Annotated in this window: 11 protein-coding genes and 1 pseudogene; 11 read left to right on the top strand and 1 reads right to left on the bottom strand. The window is 73.9% G+C overall.

Annotated elements, in window-relative coordinates; genetic code table 11:
• The first annotated feature begins 72 nt into the window (after nt 1-72).
• The 8 genes and pseudogenes from ABEA77_RS30335 (at nt 73) to ABEA77_RS30300 (ending at nt 10,996) form a co-directional block, all read left to right on the top strand.
• Nucleotides 73-2,205, top strand: coding sequence for a bifunctional polysaccharide deacetylase/glycosyltransferase family 2 protein (locus tag ABEA77_RS30335; protein ID WP_425588421.1), 2,133 nt, complete (start codon nt 73-75; stop codon nt 2,203-2,205).
• Nucleotides 2,202-3,437: an acyltransferase family protein gene (locus ABEA77_RS30330; RefSeq protein ID WP_345654668.1), complete on the top strand. Its 1,236-nt coding sequence runs from the start codon at nt 2,202-2,204 to the stop codon at nt 3,435-3,437. Before ABEA77_RS30335 ends, ABEA77_RS30330 begins: the two co-directional genes overlap by 4 nt.
• 74 nt (nt 3,438-3,511) lie before the next feature.
• Nucleotides 3,512-4,330: pseudogene (locus ABEA77_RS30325) on the top strand (uroporphyrinogen-III synthase); the annotation flags it as partial.
• 130 nt (nt 4,331-4,460) lie between these two features.
• Nucleotides 4,461-5,048 (top strand): sigma-70 family RNA polymerase sigma factor, encoded by a 588-nt coding sequence (locus ABEA77_RS30320; protein WP_345654666.1) that lies wholly within the window; start codon nt 4,461-4,463, stop codon nt 5,046-5,048.
• Nucleotides 5,045-5,944: an anti-sigma factor family protein gene (locus ABEA77_RS30315; protein ID WP_345654663.1), complete on the top strand. Its 900-nt coding sequence runs from the start codon at nt 5,045-5,047 to the stop codon at nt 5,942-5,944. The genes ABEA77_RS30320 and ABEA77_RS30315 overlap by 4 nt, the downstream gene beginning before the upstream one ends.
• Before the next feature lie 173 nt (nt 5,945-6,117).
• Complete coding sequence (locus ABEA77_RS30310) at nt 6,118-8,478, top strand: HelD family protein (RefSeq protein WP_345654702.1); 2,361 nt, start codon at nt 6,118-6,120, stop codon at nt 8,476-8,478.
• 424 nt (nt 8,479-8,902) lie between these two features.
• A complete protein-coding gene (locus ABEA77_RS30305) occupies nt 8,903-10,363 on the top strand; it encodes an NAD-dependent malic enzyme (RefSeq protein WP_345654660.1) in 1,461 nt (486 codons plus the stop codon).
• Between the two features lie 351 nt (nt 10,364-10,714).
• Nucleotides 10,715-10,996: an HU family DNA-binding protein gene (locus ABEA77_RS30300; protein ID WP_007382399.1), complete on the top strand. Its 282-nt coding sequence runs from the start codon at nt 10,715-10,717 to the stop codon at nt 10,994-10,996.
• 480 nt (nt 10,997-11,476) lie between these two features.
• Here the strand turns inward: ABEA77_RS30300 and murA are convergent, their stop codons facing one another.
• Nucleotides 11,477-12,817, bottom strand: a complete 1,341-nt coding sequence (gene murA / locus ABEA77_RS30295; RefSeq protein WP_345654657.1) for a UDP-N-acetylglucosamine 1-carboxyvinyltransferase — start codon at nt 12,815-12,817, stop codon at nt 11,477-11,479.
• Nucleotides 12,818-13,087: 270 nt separating this feature from the next.
• Between murA and ABEA77_RS30290 the strand changes: the two genes are divergently transcribed.
• The 3 genes from ABEA77_RS30290 (at nt 13,088) to ABEA77_RS30280 (ending at nt 15,991) form a co-directional block, all read left to right on the top strand.
• Complete coding sequence (locus tag ABEA77_RS30290; RefSeq protein ID WP_345654655.1) at nt 13,088-13,654, top strand: YqgE/AlgH family protein; 567 nt, start codon at nt 13,088-13,090, stop codon at nt 13,652-13,654.
• Between the two features lie 119 nt (nt 13,655-13,773).
• Nucleotides 13,774-14,067: a DUF3039 domain-containing protein gene (locus ABEA77_RS30285; RefSeq protein WP_345654652.1), complete on the top strand. Its 294-nt coding sequence runs from the start codon at nt 13,774-13,776 to the stop codon at nt 14,065-14,067.
• A gap of 211 nt (nt 14,068-14,278) precedes the next feature.
• Entirely contained in the window at nt 14,279-15,991 is a 1,713-nt protein-coding gene (locus tag ABEA77_RS30280; RefSeq protein ID WP_345654649.1) for a beta-N-acetylhexosaminidase, read from the top strand.
• The last annotated feature ends 200 nt before the right edge of the window (nt 15,992-16,191 follow it).

Raw genomic sequence — 16,191 nt, 5'->3', positions numbered from 1 at the left:
CCCATGCCGAGAACCGACCACCGCGCCCGCGGGAAGAACGCCGCGGGCGCCGCGAGGCAGCGCCGGGTGCCCCTGCGCCACCTGGTGCCCGTCGCCCTGCTCGCCGTGCTCTCCGGCATGCTGCTCGTCCGCGGCTACGTGCACAGCTCGTTCGTGCCCGACCACCGGGTGCGTCCGCCCGCCGCCACCGACCGGGTGCCAGGGCACGTGCTCGACGGCGGACCCGTCGTCGACGCCCGCGACCCGTCAGGGCCCGCCAAGTCCCTGGACATCCCTGACCGCACCATCGTGCTGAGCTTCGACGACGGGCCCGACCCGGTGTGGACGCCGAAGATCCTCGACATCCTCCGCGCCCACCGCGCACCGGCGACGTTCTTCGTCACGGGCACCAACACCGCCCGCCACCCCGCGCTGGTCAGGCGCATGGTGGCCGAGGGGAACGAGGTCGGCGTCCACACCTTCGACCACCCCGACCTCTCCTACGTCGACGCCGCCACCACCCGCAGGGAGATCTCCCGGACGCAGCTCGCGGTCGAGGGCGCGGCCGGCATCCGCACGGCCCTGTTCCGGCCGCCGTACTCCTCGTTCGCCGACGCCCTCGACAACGCGTCCTGGCCGGTCACCCGGTACGTCGGCAGTCTCGGCTACCTCGTCGTCTTCGACAGCGTCGACAGCGAGGACTGGCAGCGCCCGGGAGCCGGCCGGATCATCGCCAACGCCACCCCCGCGTATCCGAAGGGCGCCGTCGTGCTGATGCACGACTTCGGTGGCGACCGCGCGCAGACCGTCGCGGCGCTGCCCCGCTACATCGAGGCGATGCGCGCCAGGGGCTACCGCTTCGAGACCGTCACACAGGCGCTCGGCGCGCCGAGCGCCCACACCGCGGCCCACGGCAGGGACCTGGCCGAGGGCAGGGCGTTCGTCGCGGCCGTCACCGTCTCCGACGCCGTGACGGAGGGCCTGATCGGCTGCGTCGCCCTCGTCGGCGTGCTCGTCGTCGGACGGTTCGCCCTCATGCTCGTCCTCGCCTTCGTCCACGCGCGCAGGAGCCGCCGCCGGAGGCGCGAGGGGCCGCAGGAGGCGCCGGTGACCGAGCCGGTGACGGTGCTCGTGCCCGCGTACAACGAGAGCAAGTGCATCGCGAACACGGTGCGTTCGCTGGCGCGCAGCGACCATCCCGTCGAGGTGATCGTCATCGACGACGGCTCGACCGACGGCACCGCCGACATCGTCGAGGCGCTCGCACTGCCCGGCGTGCGGGTGCTCAGGCAGCGCAACGCGGGCAAGGCCGCAGCCCTCAACAACGGGATCCTGCACGCCCGGTACGACATCGTCGTGATGATGGACGGCGACACGGTCTTCGAGGAGGCGACCGTGCGCGAGCTGGTGCGGCCGTTCGCCGACCCGCGCGTCGGCGCCGTCTCCGGCAACGCCAAGGTGGGCAACAGGGATTCGCTGATCGGCGCCTGGCAGCACATCGAGTACGTGATGGGCTTCAACCTCGACCGCCGCATGTACGACGTGCTGCGCTGCATGCCCACCATCCCCGGCGCCTGCGGCGCGTTCCGCAAGGAGGCGCTGCGCCGGGCGGGCGGCATGAGCGACGACACCCTCGCGGAGGACACCGACATCACCATGGCCCTGCACCGCGGCGGCTGGCAGGTCGTGTACGCGGAGAACGCGCGGGCCTGGACCGAGGCCCCGGAGAGCGTGCGGCAGCTGTGGTCGCAGCGCTACCGCTGGTGCTACGGCACCATGCAGGCGATGTGGAAGCACCGCGGGGCGGTGGTCGAACGGGGGCCCTCGGGCCGCTTCGGCCGGGTCGGACTGCCGTTCGTCGCCGCGTTCATGGTGGTCGCCCCGCTGCTCGCGCCGCTCGTCGACCTGTTCCTCCTCTACGGCCTGGTCTTCGGCCCCACCGGCAAGACCGTCGCCGGCTGGCTCGCCCTGCTCGGCGTCCAACTGGTCTGCGCCGTCTACGCCTTCCGCCTCGACCGCGAGCCCATGCGGCACCTGACAGCGCTGCCGCTCCAGCAACTCCTGTACCGGGCGCTGATGTACGCCGTCCTCGTCCAGTCCTGGATCACCGCCCTGAGCGGCGGCCGGCTGCGCTGGCAGAAACTGCGCCGCACCGGCGCGGTGGAGTCCGCGCCGCCGGTCGCGCGGCAGCGGCCCCACACGGACGACAGGAGGCCCGTCGCGTGAGCACACCGCACGCCATGGGCCCAGGGCCCGCGCGCCACCGCGCGGACGGCCCGCCCCGGGCCCGTGCGGCGGCCGGCGCCCCGGCCGGGACCGCGCGCGACGGCGGCCGGGACCGCTGTCTCGACCTGCTGCGCGCGCTGGCGCTCGTCCGCGTCGTCGTCTTCCACATCTTCGGCTGGAGCTGGCTGACCGTCCTGTTCCCCTCCATGGGCGTGATGTTCGCGCTCGCGGGCTCGCTGATGGCCCGCTCGCTCGGGCAGCGCGGCGGTGTCCGGGTCGTCAGGGGCAGGCTCAGACGCCTGCTGCCGCCGATGTGGCTGTTCGCGCTCCTCGTCGTACCCCTGCTGTTCGCCACCGGCTGGCACCCCGTGCGGGACGGCGGCACCGCGGGCCTGCTCTCGCTGCTCAACTGGCTGGTCCCGCTGGGCGCACCGCCCTACCCGGACCCCGCGGGCCACCCGTGGGGTCCGCTCGACGCCTCCTGGGCCGACCAGGCGGCTGGGCCGCTCTGGTACATCCGCGCCTACCTGTGGTTCGTGCTCGCCTCGCCGCTGCTGCTCCGGCTGTTCCGGCGCGCCCCCTGGGCCGGGGTCGCGCTGCCGCTCGCCCTGTGCGCCCTCTGCACGACCGGGCTCGTGACGATCCCCGGCGAGAGCGGCGAGGCCGTCACGGACTTCGCCACGTACGGCGCCTGCTGGGTGCTCGGCTTCGCGCACCACGACGGCCTGCTGCGCCGGGTGCCGCGGTACGTGACGGTCTCCCTCGCCTCCTTCGCCATGGCCGCCGGGATCTGGTGGGCCTCTGGCCACCTCACGTCCGAGGGCTGGAACCTCGACGAGATCCCGCTCGCCCAGGCGCTGTGGTCCCTCGGGTTCGTCGCAATCCTGCTGCTGTACTCGCCCTCCTGGCGCGCCCTGCCCGGCCGGCTGGCGCGGCTCGACCCGTGGGTCACCCTGGCCAACAACCGCGCCGTCACGGTCTACCTCTGGCACAACCTGCTGATCATGCTCACCGACCCGCTCATCGACCAGGCGTGGCGCATTCCCGGCACCGACCGCTTCGGCGGCGTCCTCGACGCCTCGTACCCGGTGCTCACACTGGTCCTGGTGTGGCCGATGCTCGCCGTGGTGATCGTGCTGTCCGGCTGGGCCGAGGACCTGGCGGCGCGGCGCCGCCCCCGCCTGTGGCCCAGCGGGGCGCGCGGGACGCCCGCGGTGCCCGGCCCGCGCTGACCTCCCGGCGCCGCGCGCCGCCGCCCCGTCACAATGGGGCGGGGACCCACGACGACAGCAGAGGCAGGGACGGCATGGCCGAGCAGAGCGCGCCCCTCACGGGGTTCACCGTCGGCGTCACCGCCGCGCGGCGGGCCGAGGACCAGGCCGCGCTGATCAGGCGGCGCGGCGCCGAGGTGGTCCTCGCGCCCGCCCTGCGCACGGTGCCGCTCGCCGACGACACTCGGCTGCGCGCCGCCACCCGAGACCTGGTCGCACTCCCGCCCGACACGGTCGTCGCCACCACCGCGGTCGGCTTCCGCGGCTGGCTCCAGGCGGCCGCGGGCTGGGGCGAGAGCGACGCGCTGCTCACGCGGCTCGCCGGGGCCCGGCTGTACGCGCGGGGTCCCAAGGTCACCGGTGCCCTGCGCGCCGCCGGCCTGCGCGAGGAGTGGTCGCCCGCCTCCGAGTCCCTCGCCGAGGTCCTCGAACGCCTGCTCGGCGAGGGCGTCGCGGGGCGGCGCGTCGCCGTCCAATTGCACGGCGAGCCGCTCGACGGCTTCAGGGAGGCTCTCGCGGACGCAGGCGCCGACGTCGTCGCCGTCCCCGTCTACCGGTGGCTGCCGCCGCTCGACCCGGCGCCGCTCGACGGCCTGATCGGCCGGATCGCCGCGCGCACCGTGGACGCCGTCACCTTCACCAGCGCGCCCGCCGCCGCCTCGCTGCTCGCCCGCGCCGGGGAGCGGGGGGCCGCGGACGGCGTGCTGGCCGCGTTCGCCGACGGCGTGCTGGCCGCGTGTGTGGGACCGGTCACGGCCGCGCCGCTGCGCGAGCGCGGCGTACCGGTGCGCGCGCCCGAGCGCTTCCGGCTCGGCCCGCTGGTCCAGCTGCTCTGCGACGAGCTGCCCGTCCGCTGACCGCCGCAGCGGGCCACCCGCCACATGAAGATCGGGAAACATTTCCCCGGCCCATTGAGCGCCGGCCGCCCCTCGTCCGTAGAAAAGGTCGTAAGCAGCCACATCAGGTCTCGACCGGGAGGTTCGGGTGCGCAAGGATGCCGCCGTGGCCGATGACCGTCCCAGGCGGGACCGGCGCCGTAGCGACGCACCGCGCGACAACCTCTCCGCTCCGGACGAGGAGCTCATGCGCGCTCTCTACCGGGAACACGCCGGTCCGCTGCTCGCCTACGTCCTGCGCCTCGTCGCGGGCGACAGGCAGCGCGCCGAGGACGTCGTGCAGGAGACACTCATCCGTGCCTGGAAGAATGCCGACCGGCTCGACAGGACGACCGGAACCGTCCGGCCCTGGCTGGTGACGGTCGCACGCCGTATCGTCATCGACGGCCACCGGAGCCGGCAGGCCCGGCCGCAGGAGGTCGATCCTTCGCCGCTCGACGTCATGCCCGCGGAGGACGAGATCGACAAGGCGCTTTGGCTGATGACGCTCTCGGACGCGCTCGAAGACCTGACACCCGCGCACCGCGAAGTACTGATCGAGACGTACTTCAAGGGGCGGACGGTCAACGAGGCGGCCGAGACGCTCGGCATTCCCAGCGGAACGGTGCGCTCACGGGTGTTCTACGCGCTGCGTTCCATGAAACTCGCGCTGGAGGAGAGGGGGGTCTCGGCATGACGAACCACGACGTGTCCGGCGGGGACGGAGAGGGCTCGGTGCACGACGCGGTCGGCGCGTACGTCCTCGGTGTCCTCGACGACGCCGACGCCACCGCCTTCGAAGGGCACCTGGCGGGCTGCGAACTCTGCGCGGCCAGGCTGGAGGAGTTCTCCGGCATGGAGCCCGTGCTCGCCCTGCTCGCGGACGGCCCTGGCGCCCCGGCAGGCCGGGACGCGGCGCCCGGCGAGCGGGGGCCGGGCGCGGGGGCGGGCCGGCTGCGCTCCGTACCCCCGCCGGAGGAGGCCGCACCGCGGGGCGGCGGCGAGACGGCCGCGGGGGACGACGGCGGCGCCCCCGCCGTGTCCGTACGGCCGAGCCCGCAGCTGCTCGACCGGCTGGTGGACGAGGTCGCGGCGCGGCGCGCCAAGCGGCGCAGGCGGGGCCTGTACCTGGCGGCCGCCGCCGCTGTGCTGATCGTCGGCGGCCCCACGGCCGCGGTCGTCGCCACCTCGGGCGACTCCGCCCCCGCGGGCAGCCGGGCCGCAGACGGCCGCACCGACGGCGCGTACTTCACGTCGATGACGACGAAGTACAGCGCGACCGACCCCACCACCAAGGTCAGTGCCACCGTGGCGCTCCAGTCCAAGGCGTGGGGCACCAACGCGGTGGTGGAGCTGAAGAACGTCAAGGGCCCGCTGAAGTGCCGGCTCGTCGCCGTCTCCACGTCGGGCGACCGGCAGGTCGTCTCGTCCTGGGCGGTGCCCCCGTGGGGCTACGGCGTGCCGGAAAGCCCCCACGAGGTCGCCCGCAAGCCGCTGTACGTGCACGGAGGTGCGGCCGTTCAGCCCAAGGACATCGACCACTTCGACGTGACCACCTTCGACGGCAGACGGCTCGTGCGGGTTCCGGCCTGACACCGGGCGCCCCCTTCGCGTACGGTTGACGGCTTCCGTAGCACGTCAAGAAGGGGGCCCGGGTGGCCGCGCAGGAAGCCGCTGTCGATTCCGCCCACGCCGCGGCGGGATCAGCGACCGGACCGGGGGCGCCCGCCCCCGGCCCGGCGGACGACTCCGCACGCGCCGGCGAGATCGCGGTCGAGCAGCGGCACCTCGACCGCGTCTACCGCCGCCTTGAGGAGAAGATCCACGAGGCGGAGTTCCTCATGGCCGACGCGGCCAAGCGCGGCCAGGTCGGCACGCCCGGCGCGCTCGCCGAGCGGGACGCGCAGGTCTTCAGGGCCGGCGTGCACCTGTCCCGGCTCAACAACGAGTTCGAGGACTTCCTCTTCGGCCGGATCGACCTCCTCGCGGGCAAGGACGGCAAGAAGGGCCCAGACGGCGCGTACACGTCGGTCGAGCCGGCCGACGACGCCGTGCGGCCCGACGGCACCGCCGCCATCGCGGAGACCCTGCACATCGGCAGGATCGGCGTGCTCGACTCCGACTACGCGCCCCTGGTCATCGACTGGCGGGCGCCCGCAGCGGCGCCCTTCTACCGCTCCACGCCCGTCGACCCCGGCCGGGTCGTGCGCCGCCGCGTCATCCGCTCCAAGGGCCGCAGGGTCCTCGGCGTCGAGGACGACCTGATGCGGCCCGAGCTCACCGCGGAGCTGGACGGCGCGCCGCTGCCCGTCGTCGGGGACGGCGCGCTGATGGCCGTGCTCGGCCAGGCGCGCGGCCACACCATGCGCGACATCGTCTCGTCCATCCAGGCCGAGCAGGACCTGGTGATCAGGGCGCCCGCCGCGTCCGTCACGGAGGTCTCGGGCGGGCCAGGCACCGGCAAGACCGCGGTCGCGCTGCACCGCGCCGCCTACCTGCTCTACCAGGACAGGCGGCGGTACGCGGGCGGCATCCTCGTCGTCTCGCCGACACCGCTGCTCGTCGCCTACACGGAAGGCGTGCTGCCCTCCCTCGGCGAGGAGGGCCAGGTCGCGATCCGCGCGCTCGGCTCCCTCGTCGAGGGCGCGGAGGCCACCGCGTACGACGACCCGGCGGTGGCGAGGATCAAGGGCTCGGCGCGGATGGCGCGGGTGCTGCGCAGGGCCGCGCGGGGCGCGCTCGAACCCGGCGGCGCGGGCGCACGGGCCGCGGCACCAGGACAGGCGACCCTCGAAGAGGCGGCCCCTGAGGAGACGGCCGAGCCGGTTGGCACCGACCGGCTGCGGGTCGTCGCGCTGGGCCGCCGCATCGAGCTGGACGCCGCCGAGCTGCGGCGCGTGCGGCAGGCCGCGCTCGGCGGCACCGCGCCCGTCAACCTGTTGCGCCCGCGCGCCCGCAAGCTGCTCCTCGACGCGCTGTGGGAGCGCTCGGGGGCGGCCTCGCGGGCCGACGAGCACCTCTCGCGCGGCGACGCGGAACTCGCCGCCGAGCTGCGCGCCGGCTTCGACGAGGACGTCTCGTCCGAGGACCGCTTCCTCGCCTTCCTCGACGCCTGGTGGCCCGAGCTGACCCCGCGCCGCGTGCTGGCCGCGATGGCTGACGAGCGCGCCCTCGGCCGCTGGGCGCGCCGCGTGCTCACCCCGGGAGAGGCGCGCAGGCTCGCCCGCTCGCTGCGGCGGGCGGGCGCGGACGGGACGGGCCCGCTCTCCGTGCACGACGTGGCCCTGCTCGACGAGCTGGAGGCCGTGCTCGGCACCCCGCCGCGCCCTCGCAGGGCGCGCCGCGAACTCGACCCGCTGGACGCGCTCACCGGTCTCGACGAGCTGATGCCGCAGCGTGAGGAGACCCAGCGCGAGCGCGCTGAGCGGCTGGCCGCGGAGCGCACCGAGTACGCGCACGTCATCGTGGACGAGGCGCAGGACCTCACGCCGATGCAGTGGCGGATGGTCGGCCGCAGGGGCAGGACGGCCACCTGGACCGTCGTCGGCGACCCCGCGCAGTCGTCCTGGCCCGACGAGGAGGAGGCGGCCGAGGCGCGCGACGAGGCGCTGGGGCGCAGGCAGCGCCGCCGCTTCACGCTGACCGTGAACTACCGCAACCCCGCCGAGATCGCCGAGCTCGCGGCGAAGGTGCTGGCCCTCGCGATGCCGGGCGCCGCCTCGCCGCGCGCGGTGCGCTCCACCGGCCTGCGGCCCCGCTTCACCGTCGCGCCCCCCACCGACGCCGCGCTCGCGCGGACCGTACGGGACGAGACGCGGCGGCTCCTGGAGAGCGTCGACGGCACGGTGGGCGTCGTCGTCGCGATGGACCGCCGCGCGCAGGCCGCCGAGTGGGTCGCGGGCCTCGGCGAGCGCGTCGTCCCGCTCGGCAGCCTGGAGGCCAAGGGCCTGGAGTACGACGCGACGGTCCTGGTCTCCCCGGCCGAGATCGCGGACGGCGCGGCCGCCTCCGTGGGCCTGCGCACCCTGTACGTGGCGCTGACGCGCGCCACCCGGCAGCTCACGGTGGTCGCCACGGCGAAGGACCAGCCGGACGGCGACGGGGTCCCCGACCTGCTCCGCGACTGACGCCCCGCGCCCCGCCTCCGCCCGCACGGGCCGTAGGCGGGGCTCTGAGCTGGGGCGGGGCGGAAAGTCCAACGGGCTTGGCGTCGGGGAAGACTGAGCGGGGGTCGTTTGTTAGCCTGTATACGGCACCGGCTCGATCCAAGCCCCCGGGCCCAACCATAGTCGCTTCGAGCGACCACTTGCCGCGAGGCGAGCATGGCGGGTCGGTGCCGCTCATACGTCAGCAGGTCTTCACCACAGGTTGGTGGGGGCCTGCTTTCCTCGTATCCCCCGCTGTTACGCTCCGGATAATGGAAGTGCCCTTCCGGAAGAGGCGGGTTTAGCCGTTACCGAGTGGTAGCTGCGTACCATCTGGAAGGTTCCGCCCGGTAGACCCGAACGGTGGAACGGCACAGCGGCTCAGTGAAAGCAGAGGAACTCGGCAATGGCAACGGCGCCAAGCGTCTCGTACTCGATGACGGTCCGTCTTGAAGTGCCGGCGAGCGGCACCGCGGTCTCGCAGCTCACCACGGCGGTGGAGGCGTCCGGCGGATCGGTCACCGGCCTCGACGTGACCGCGTCCGGCCACGAGAAGCTGCGGATCGACGTGACGATCGCCGCGAGCTCCACGGCGCACGCGGACCAGATCGTCGGCAAGCTGCGCGGCATCGAGGGCGTCACCATCGGCAAGGTCTCCGACCGCACGTTCCTGATGCACCTCGGCGGCAAGATCGAGATGCAGTCCAAGCACCCCATCCGCAACCGCGACGACCTCTCCATGGTCTACACGCCGGGTGTGGCGCGGGTCTCCATGGCGATCGCCCAGAACCCCGACGACGCCCGCCGCCTCACCATCAAGCGCAACACGGTCGCCGTCGTCACCGACGGCTCGGCCGTGCTCGGCCTCGGCAACATCGGCCCCAAGGCCGCACTGCCGGTGATGGAGGGCAAGGCTGCCCTGTTCAAGCGGTTCGCGGGCATCGACGCGTGGCCGCTGTGCCTGGACACCCAGGACACCGACGCCATCGTCGAGGTCGTCAAGGCCATCGCCCCCGGCTTCGCGGGCATCAACCTGGAGGACATCTCCGCGCCCCGCTGCTTCGAGATCGAGGCGCGGCTGCGCGAGGCCCTGGACATCCCGGTCTTCCACGACGACCAGCACGGCACCGCGATCGTCGTGGTCGCCGCGCTGACCAACGCGCTGCGCGTCGTCAACAAGGACATCGAGGACGTCCGGGTGGTCATGTCGGGGGCGGGCGCCGCCGGCACCGCCATCCTGAAGCTGCTGCTCGCGGCGGGCGTCAAGCACGCCGTCGTCGCCGACATCCACGGCGTGGTGCACGCGGGCCGCGAGGACCTGGTGGACGCGGCGCCCGGCTCGGCGCTGCGCTGGATCGCCGACAACACCAACCCCGAGGGCGTCACGGGCACGCTCAAGCAGGCCGTGGCCGGCGCCGACGTCTTCATCGGCGTCTCCGCCCCGAACGTGCTCGACGGCTCCGACGTCGCCGCCATGGCGGAGGGCGCGATCGTCTTCGCGCTCGCCAACCCGGACCCCGAGGTCGACCCGGCGATCGCTCGTGAGACGGCCGCCGTGGTGGCCACGGGCCGCTCGGACTTCCCGAACCAGATCAACAACGTGCTGGTCTTCCCGGGCGTCTTCCGCGGCCTGCTCGACGCCCAGTCGCGCACCGTCAACACGGAGATGATGCTCGCCGCCGCCGAGGCGCTCGCCGACGTGGTGACCGAGGACGAGCTGAACGCCAACTACATCGTGCCCTCGGTCTTCAACGACAAGGTCGCGGGCGCGGTCGCCGGCGCCGTCCGCGAGGCCGCCAAGGCGGCCGGCGTGACCGTGGACACGTCCGCGGAGGACGCCGCCGGCACGCCCGGCATCCCCGCCTGAGGCGCGGGTCCCGCCCTGGCCGGGTACGACCCGCCCGGCGCGTCGCGCGACGGGCGGGCCGAGTGGCCCGTCTAGGGTGGCGGACCATGACACCCCCCGCCGCCGCGCAGCGGCTTTCCGTGTGACGGCGGGGTCATCGGATTGGCTTTCCCGCCGCTGGTGGGGGCAGGATGCAGTCTCAGGGACTTCGTCCTGGGGAGACCTGATCCCGAGGACAACGTTTCGGGGACACCCCCACGGGGCGCGAGGGTTCTCGAATGAAGGCCCGGGGCCCGGCGAGTGTCCGAGGGCCCTGGGAGCATCGGCTTCGATCTCACGCCTCACAGGCAAGAAGAACACGGGAGTAAGAACATGAACCGCAGTGAGCTGGTGGCCGCCCTGGCCGACCGCGCCGAGGTGACCCGCAAGGACGCCGACGCCGTTCTGGCCGCTTTCGCCGAGACCGTCGGCGAGATCGTCGCCAAGGGCGACGAGAAGGTCACCATCCCCGGCTTTCTGACCTTCGAGCGCACCCACAGGGCCGCTCGCACCGCGCGCAACCCGCAGACCGGCGACCCGATCCAGATCCCGGCCGGCTACAGCGTGAAGGTCTCCGCGGGCTCCAAGCTCAAGGAAGCCGCCAAGGGCAAGTAGTCCCCGGGACGGATCCCGGCCCGGCGGCACCGCCGGGCGGGACGGAACCCGGTCCGCACAGCCAGTCGGCAAGGGCGGCCCTCCGGACACCGGAGAGCCGCCCTTGCCGCTGCCCGGGGCCCAGGGCGGACCCCGTCATGTGAGGGGTTCGCCCGGCCCGGGGAGCCCGTCATACGGGAGGGCCGCCCGGGTCCGGTGGCCCGTCGTGCGAGGGGCCGCCTGGTCTGGGGAGCCCGTCGTGCGAGGGGCCGCCTGGTCTGGGGAGCCCGTCGTGCGAGGGGTTCGCCTGGTCTGGGGAGCCCGTCGTGCGAGGGGCCGCTTGGTCCGGGGCCCGTCGTGCGAGGGGTTCGCCCGGTCCGGGGAGCCCCTCGTGCGAGGGGGCCGCGGAGCCCCGTGTGGACCCCGTCAGCAGAGAGGGGTCCACACGGGCCGGGGTGCGTGCCGTCAGGCGAGGGCCCGCGCCGGGCCGTGAGCGTGCCGTCAGGCGAGGGGGCCGCCCGGCAGCTCCGCCTTCGCGCCGAGCTCGGCGAGCTTGGCCATGAAGTTCTCGTAGCCCCGGTTGATCAGGTCGATGCCGTGCACGCGCGAGGTGCCCTGCGCCGCCAGCGCCGCGATGAGGTAGGAGAAGCCGCCGCGCAGGTCGGGGATGACCAGGTCGGCGCCCTGGAGCTTCGTCGGGCCCGACACCACGGCCGAGTGCAGGAAGTTGCGCTGGCCGAAGCGGCAGCGCGAGCCGCCGAGGCACTCGCGGTAGAGCTGGATGTGCGCGCCCATCTGGTTCAGCGCCGACGTGAAGCCGAGCCGCGACTCGTACACCGTCTCGTGCACGATCGACAGGCCCGACGCCTGCGTCAGCGCCACCACGAGCGGCTGCTGCCAGTCCGTCTGGAAGCCGGGGTGCACGTCGGTCTCCAGCGCGATCGACTTCAGCGAGCCACCGGGGTGCCAGAACCTGATGCCCCGGTCGTCGATCTCGAAGGCGCCGCCGACCTTCCGGTACGTGTTGAGGAAGGTCATCATCGAGCGCTGCTGCGCCCCGCGCACATAGATGTCGCCCTCGGTGGCCAGCGCCGCCGACGCCCAGGACGCCGCCTCAAGGCGGTCCGGGATCGCCTGGTGGTTGTAGCCGCCCAGGCTGTCGACGCCGGTGATCCTGATCGTCCTGTCGGTGTCCATCGCGATGATGGCGCCCATCTTCTGCAGGACGCAGATGAGATCCTCGATCTCGGGCTCGACCGCCGCGTTCGACAGCTCGGTGACGCCCTCCGCCAGGACCGCGGTGAGCAGCACCTGCTCGGTCGCGCCGACCGACGGATACGGCAGTGTGATCTTCGTACCGCGTAGCCGCTGCGGCGCCTCCAGGTACTGGCCGTCGGCGCGCTTGTCGATCGTCGCGCCGAACTGCCGCAGCACATCGAAGTGGAAGTCGATCGGCCGGCCGCCGATGTCGCAGCCGCCGAGCCCGGGGATGAACGCGTGGCCGAGGCGGTGCAGCAGCGGCCCGCAGAACAGGATCGGGATGCGGGAGGACCCCGCGTGCGCGTCGATGTCGGCGACGTTGGCGCTCTCCACCCTGGTCGGGTCGAGCACCAGCTCGCCCGGCTCCTCGCCGGGGCGCACGGTCACCCCGTGCAGCTGGAGGAGGCCGCGCACGACCCGCACGTCGCGGATGTCCGGCACATTGCGCAGCCTGCTCGGGGTCGAGCCGAGCAGGGCGGCGACCATCGCCTTGGGGACCAGGTTCTTCGCACCGCGGACGCGGATCTCGCCCTGGAGCGGGGTGCCGCCGTGGACAAGCAGGACATCGTCTGTGCCGGTCATGAATCTCGCGTTCCGGAGTGGGCGGTCAGGGGGACGTGGGCCGAACGTGCGGCCCGGGTAAGCCTAAGGCGCGCCGGACCCCCTCCCGTAGGTCCGCGCGGGAGGGGAGGACGTAATGAATTCGGCACAACACCCTGCGTACGCCCGCGGGTACGGAAGGTCGTCGCGCCCCGGGCGCTCCGCAGGCGCCGCGGTGCGCCCTGAGCTGCGCGCACGCGCGCCGCGTACGGACGGCACCCCGCGGGGCCCACATGCGGGATCATGTGTCGCATGACCGAGGTGTCCTCGCTCACAGGCCGGCTGCTCGTCGCGACACCGGCCCTGGCTGATCCGAACTTCGACCGCGCGGTCGTCCTGCTGCTCGACCACGACGACGAGGGCTCGCTCGGCGTGGTCCTCAACCGCCCGACGCCGGTCGGCGTGGCCGACATCCTGGAGGGCTGGGCCGACCACGCGGGCGAGCCCGGCGTGGTCTTCCAGGGCGGTCCCGTCTCGCTCGACTCGGCGCTCGCGCTCGCCGTCATCCCGGGCGACGGCGGCGAGGGCCCCCTCGGCTGGCGCCGGGTGCACGGCGCGATCGGCCTCGTCGACCTGGAGACCCCGCCCGAACTGCTGGCCACGGCGCTCGGCTCGCTGCGGATCTTCGCCGGGTACGCGGGCTGGGGCCCGGGACAGCTGGAGCGCGAACTGGACCGCGGCGCCTGGTACGTCGTCGAGTCGGAGCCCGGCGACGTGTCCGTGCCGCGCCCCGAGGGCCTGTGGCGCGCCGTGCTGCGGCGCCAGCGCGGGAAGCTCGCCATGGTCGCCACGTATCCGGACGACCCGTCGCTCAACTGACGGCCGGCGGGCGTGCCCTGCCCGGCGGCGCCAGGCGCTGCCCGGGGTGAGCGGCCGGACGCGGAGTGCTCCGACCCGCCCTCGGGGAAAAGCCCGGTCCGTGAGTACTCTTGGCTGTTATGAGCACTCTTGAGCCCGAGCGCGGGGCAGGTACGGGCACCCTCGTGGAGCCGACGCCGCAGGTGTCGCGAGGCGACGGCGACCACGAGCGCTTCGCCCACTACGTCCAGAAGGACAAGATCATGGCGAGTGCCCTCGACGGCACCCCCGTGGTGGCACTCTGCGGCAAGGTCTGGGTACCGGGGCGCGACCCCAAGAAGTACCCGGTGTGCCCGATGTGCAAGGAGATCTACGACTCCATGGGCGCGGGCGGCGACGGGGACAAGGACGGCAAGGGCGGCGGCAAGAAGTAGCCGACCGGCCTCAGGCGGCGGGCGCACCGGGTGCGTCCGCCGCTGCCGCTATGGGCGTTCGCCGCGGGAAGGAACGTTTGTGCGGTCCCGCCGGGCGGCCCCGGGCCGTCCCGGCGGCGGGCCTCTTGCCGTCCCGGTCGCCATGTGCTGATCTTCCGTATTGGTATAGACCTCACTTCGGTGCGGACCCGATCACCCCGGCGGAGGACGAATGGCGACCCACCCTGCGACACCGGACCTGGATTCCGCCCGTGCGGCCCTGATCCCCGCCCCCGGCCTGATCACGGGTGCGGAGGGCGGCGGCCCCGCCGGATTCGCGCTGCCGCCCGTACTCCGCCTCCAGGCGGGCCCGGGCACGGGGCGCACCGCGCGCTGGCTGCGCACCGCAGTCGCCCCCGCGACGGGCCTGACGCTGGCCGACACCGACACCGACACCGATGCCGCGGACGGCGGCCACCGCCGCGTCGTGCTGCGCGTCGACGCCGCGCTCGGCACGGCGCAGGGCCCCGAGGCGTACGTCCTGACGACAGCGGCGCCCGGCGGCGGCGCCCCGGCCGTCGCGATCACCGGCGGCGGCCCCGAGGGCGTCTTCTGGGGCGCGCAGACCCTGCGCCAGCTCCTCGGCGCCGACGCCTTCCGCCGTGCGCCGCTCACCGCGGACCGGGTGTGGCGGCTGCCCGCGGTCACCGTGCGGGACCGGCCGCGCTTCGGCTGGCGCGGCCTGATGCTGGACGTGGCCCGGCACTTCACGCCCAAGGAGGGCGTCCTGCGCCAGCTCGACCTGATCGCGGCGCACAAGCTCAACGTCCTGCACCTGCACCTCACCGACGACCAGGGCTGGCGCATCGAGATCAAGCGTCACCCGCGGCTGACCGAGGTCGGCGCCTGGCGCCCCCGCACCAAGTGGGGCCACCGCGCCTCCGACCTGTGGAGCGAGACCCCGCACGGAGGCTTCTACACCCAGGACGACATCCGCGAGATCGTCGCGTACGCGGCGGAGCGGCACATCACCGTCGTCCCCGAGATCGACATCCCCGGCCACTCGCAGGCCGCCATCGCGGCCTATCCCGAGCTCGGCAACGCCGACGTCGTCGACACCACGGCGATCGGCGTCTGGGACACCTGGGGGATCAACCCGAACATCCTCGCGCCGACCGACGCCGTACTCCGCTTCTACGAGGGCGTGTTCGAGGAGGTGCTTGCGCTCTTTCCGTCGAAGTTCATCCACGTCGGCGGCGACGAGGCGCCGAAGGAGCAGTGGAAGGACTCCGCCGCCGCGCAGGCCAGGATCGAGGAGAACGGCCTCGCCAACGAGGACGAGCTCCAGTCCTGGTTCGTCCGGCACTTCGACACCTGGCTCGCCGCGCGCGGCCGGCGCCTCATCGGCTGGGACGAGATCCTCGAAGGCGGCCTCGCGCCCGGCGCCGCCGTCTCCTCCTGGCGCGGCTACGCGGGCGGCGTCGTGGCCGCGCGGGCCGGCCACGACGTGGTCATGTGCCCCGAGCAGCACGTCTACCTGGACCACCGGCAGGCCCCCGGCGACGACGAGCCGATCCCCATCGGGTTCGTCCGCACGCTGGAGGACGTCTACCGCTTCGAGCCGGTGCCCGCCGAGCTCGACGGCGACGAGGCCCGGCGGATCCTCGGCGCCCAGGCCAACGTCTGGACCGAGGTCATGCAGGACACCGGCCGTGTCGACTACCAGACGCACCCGCGCCTCGCCGCGTTCGCCGAGGCCGTGTGGAGCAGCCTCGGCGCCCCCGCGGAACGGGACTTCGCCGGCTTCGAGGCGCGCATGGCCGAGCACTACCGCCGCCTCGACGCCCTCGGCGTCGGCTACCGGCCGCCGGCTGGCCCGCTGCCCTGGCAGCGCCGCCCCGGCGTACCGGGGCGGCCACGCGAGGGCGCGCCGCCCGCGGTCTGAGGCGCGGCGGCCCGTGCGCCCTGCCGGCCGGTGAAGGGGCCGCTGCCGGGCCGGTGAGGGATCCACGGGCAACCAGGGGCGGTCCGGTGGCGGTTCGGTGCGGATCCGGTGGAGGGTGCGCTGCGCACCGCCGCCCGCCGCTCCGCCCCAAGTCGGAGGCCAAGCGGTCTTAGGAAGACAACGTGCGATCCCAACTCCTT

Source organism: Streptomyces tremellae, assembly GCF_039540215.1.
Taxonomy (GTDB): Bacteria; Actinomycetota; Actinomycetes; order Streptomycetales; family Streptomycetaceae; genus Streptomyces; species Streptomyces tremellae.
This window is presented reverse-complemented; position numbering and strand designations above follow the sequence as displayed.

What these genes read in the sequence shown, in the direction of transcription:
- ABEA77_RS30315 (WP_345654663.1), top strand. Translation starts at nt 5,045, where the DNA reads ATGACGAACCACGACGTGTCCGGCGGGGACGGAGAGGGCTCGGTGCAC.
- ABEA77_RS30305 (WP_345654660.1), top strand. Translation starts at nt 8,903, where the DNA reads ATGGCAACGGCGCCAAGCGTCTCGTACTCGATGACGGTCCGTCTTGAA.
- ABEA77_RS30300 (WP_007382399.1), top strand. Translation starts at nt 10,715, where the DNA reads ATGAACCGCAGTGAGCTGGTGGCCGCCCTGGCCGACCGCGCCGAGGTG.
- murA (WP_345654657.1), bottom strand. Translation starts at nt 12,817, where the DNA reads ATGACCGGCACAGACGATGTCCTGCTTGTCCACGGCGGCACCCCGCTC.
- ABEA77_RS30290 (WP_345654655.1), top strand. Translation starts at nt 13,088, where the DNA reads ATGACCGAGGTGTCCTCGCTCACAGGCCGGCTGCTCGTCGCGACACCG.
- ABEA77_RS30285 (WP_345654652.1), top strand. Translation starts at nt 13,774, where the DNA reads ATGAGCACTCTTGAGCCCGAGCGCGGGGCAGGTACGGGCACCCTCGTG.
- ABEA77_RS30280 (WP_345654649.1), top strand. Translation starts at nt 14,279, where the DNA reads ATGGCGACCCACCCTGCGACACCGGACCTGGATTCCGCCCGTGCGGCC.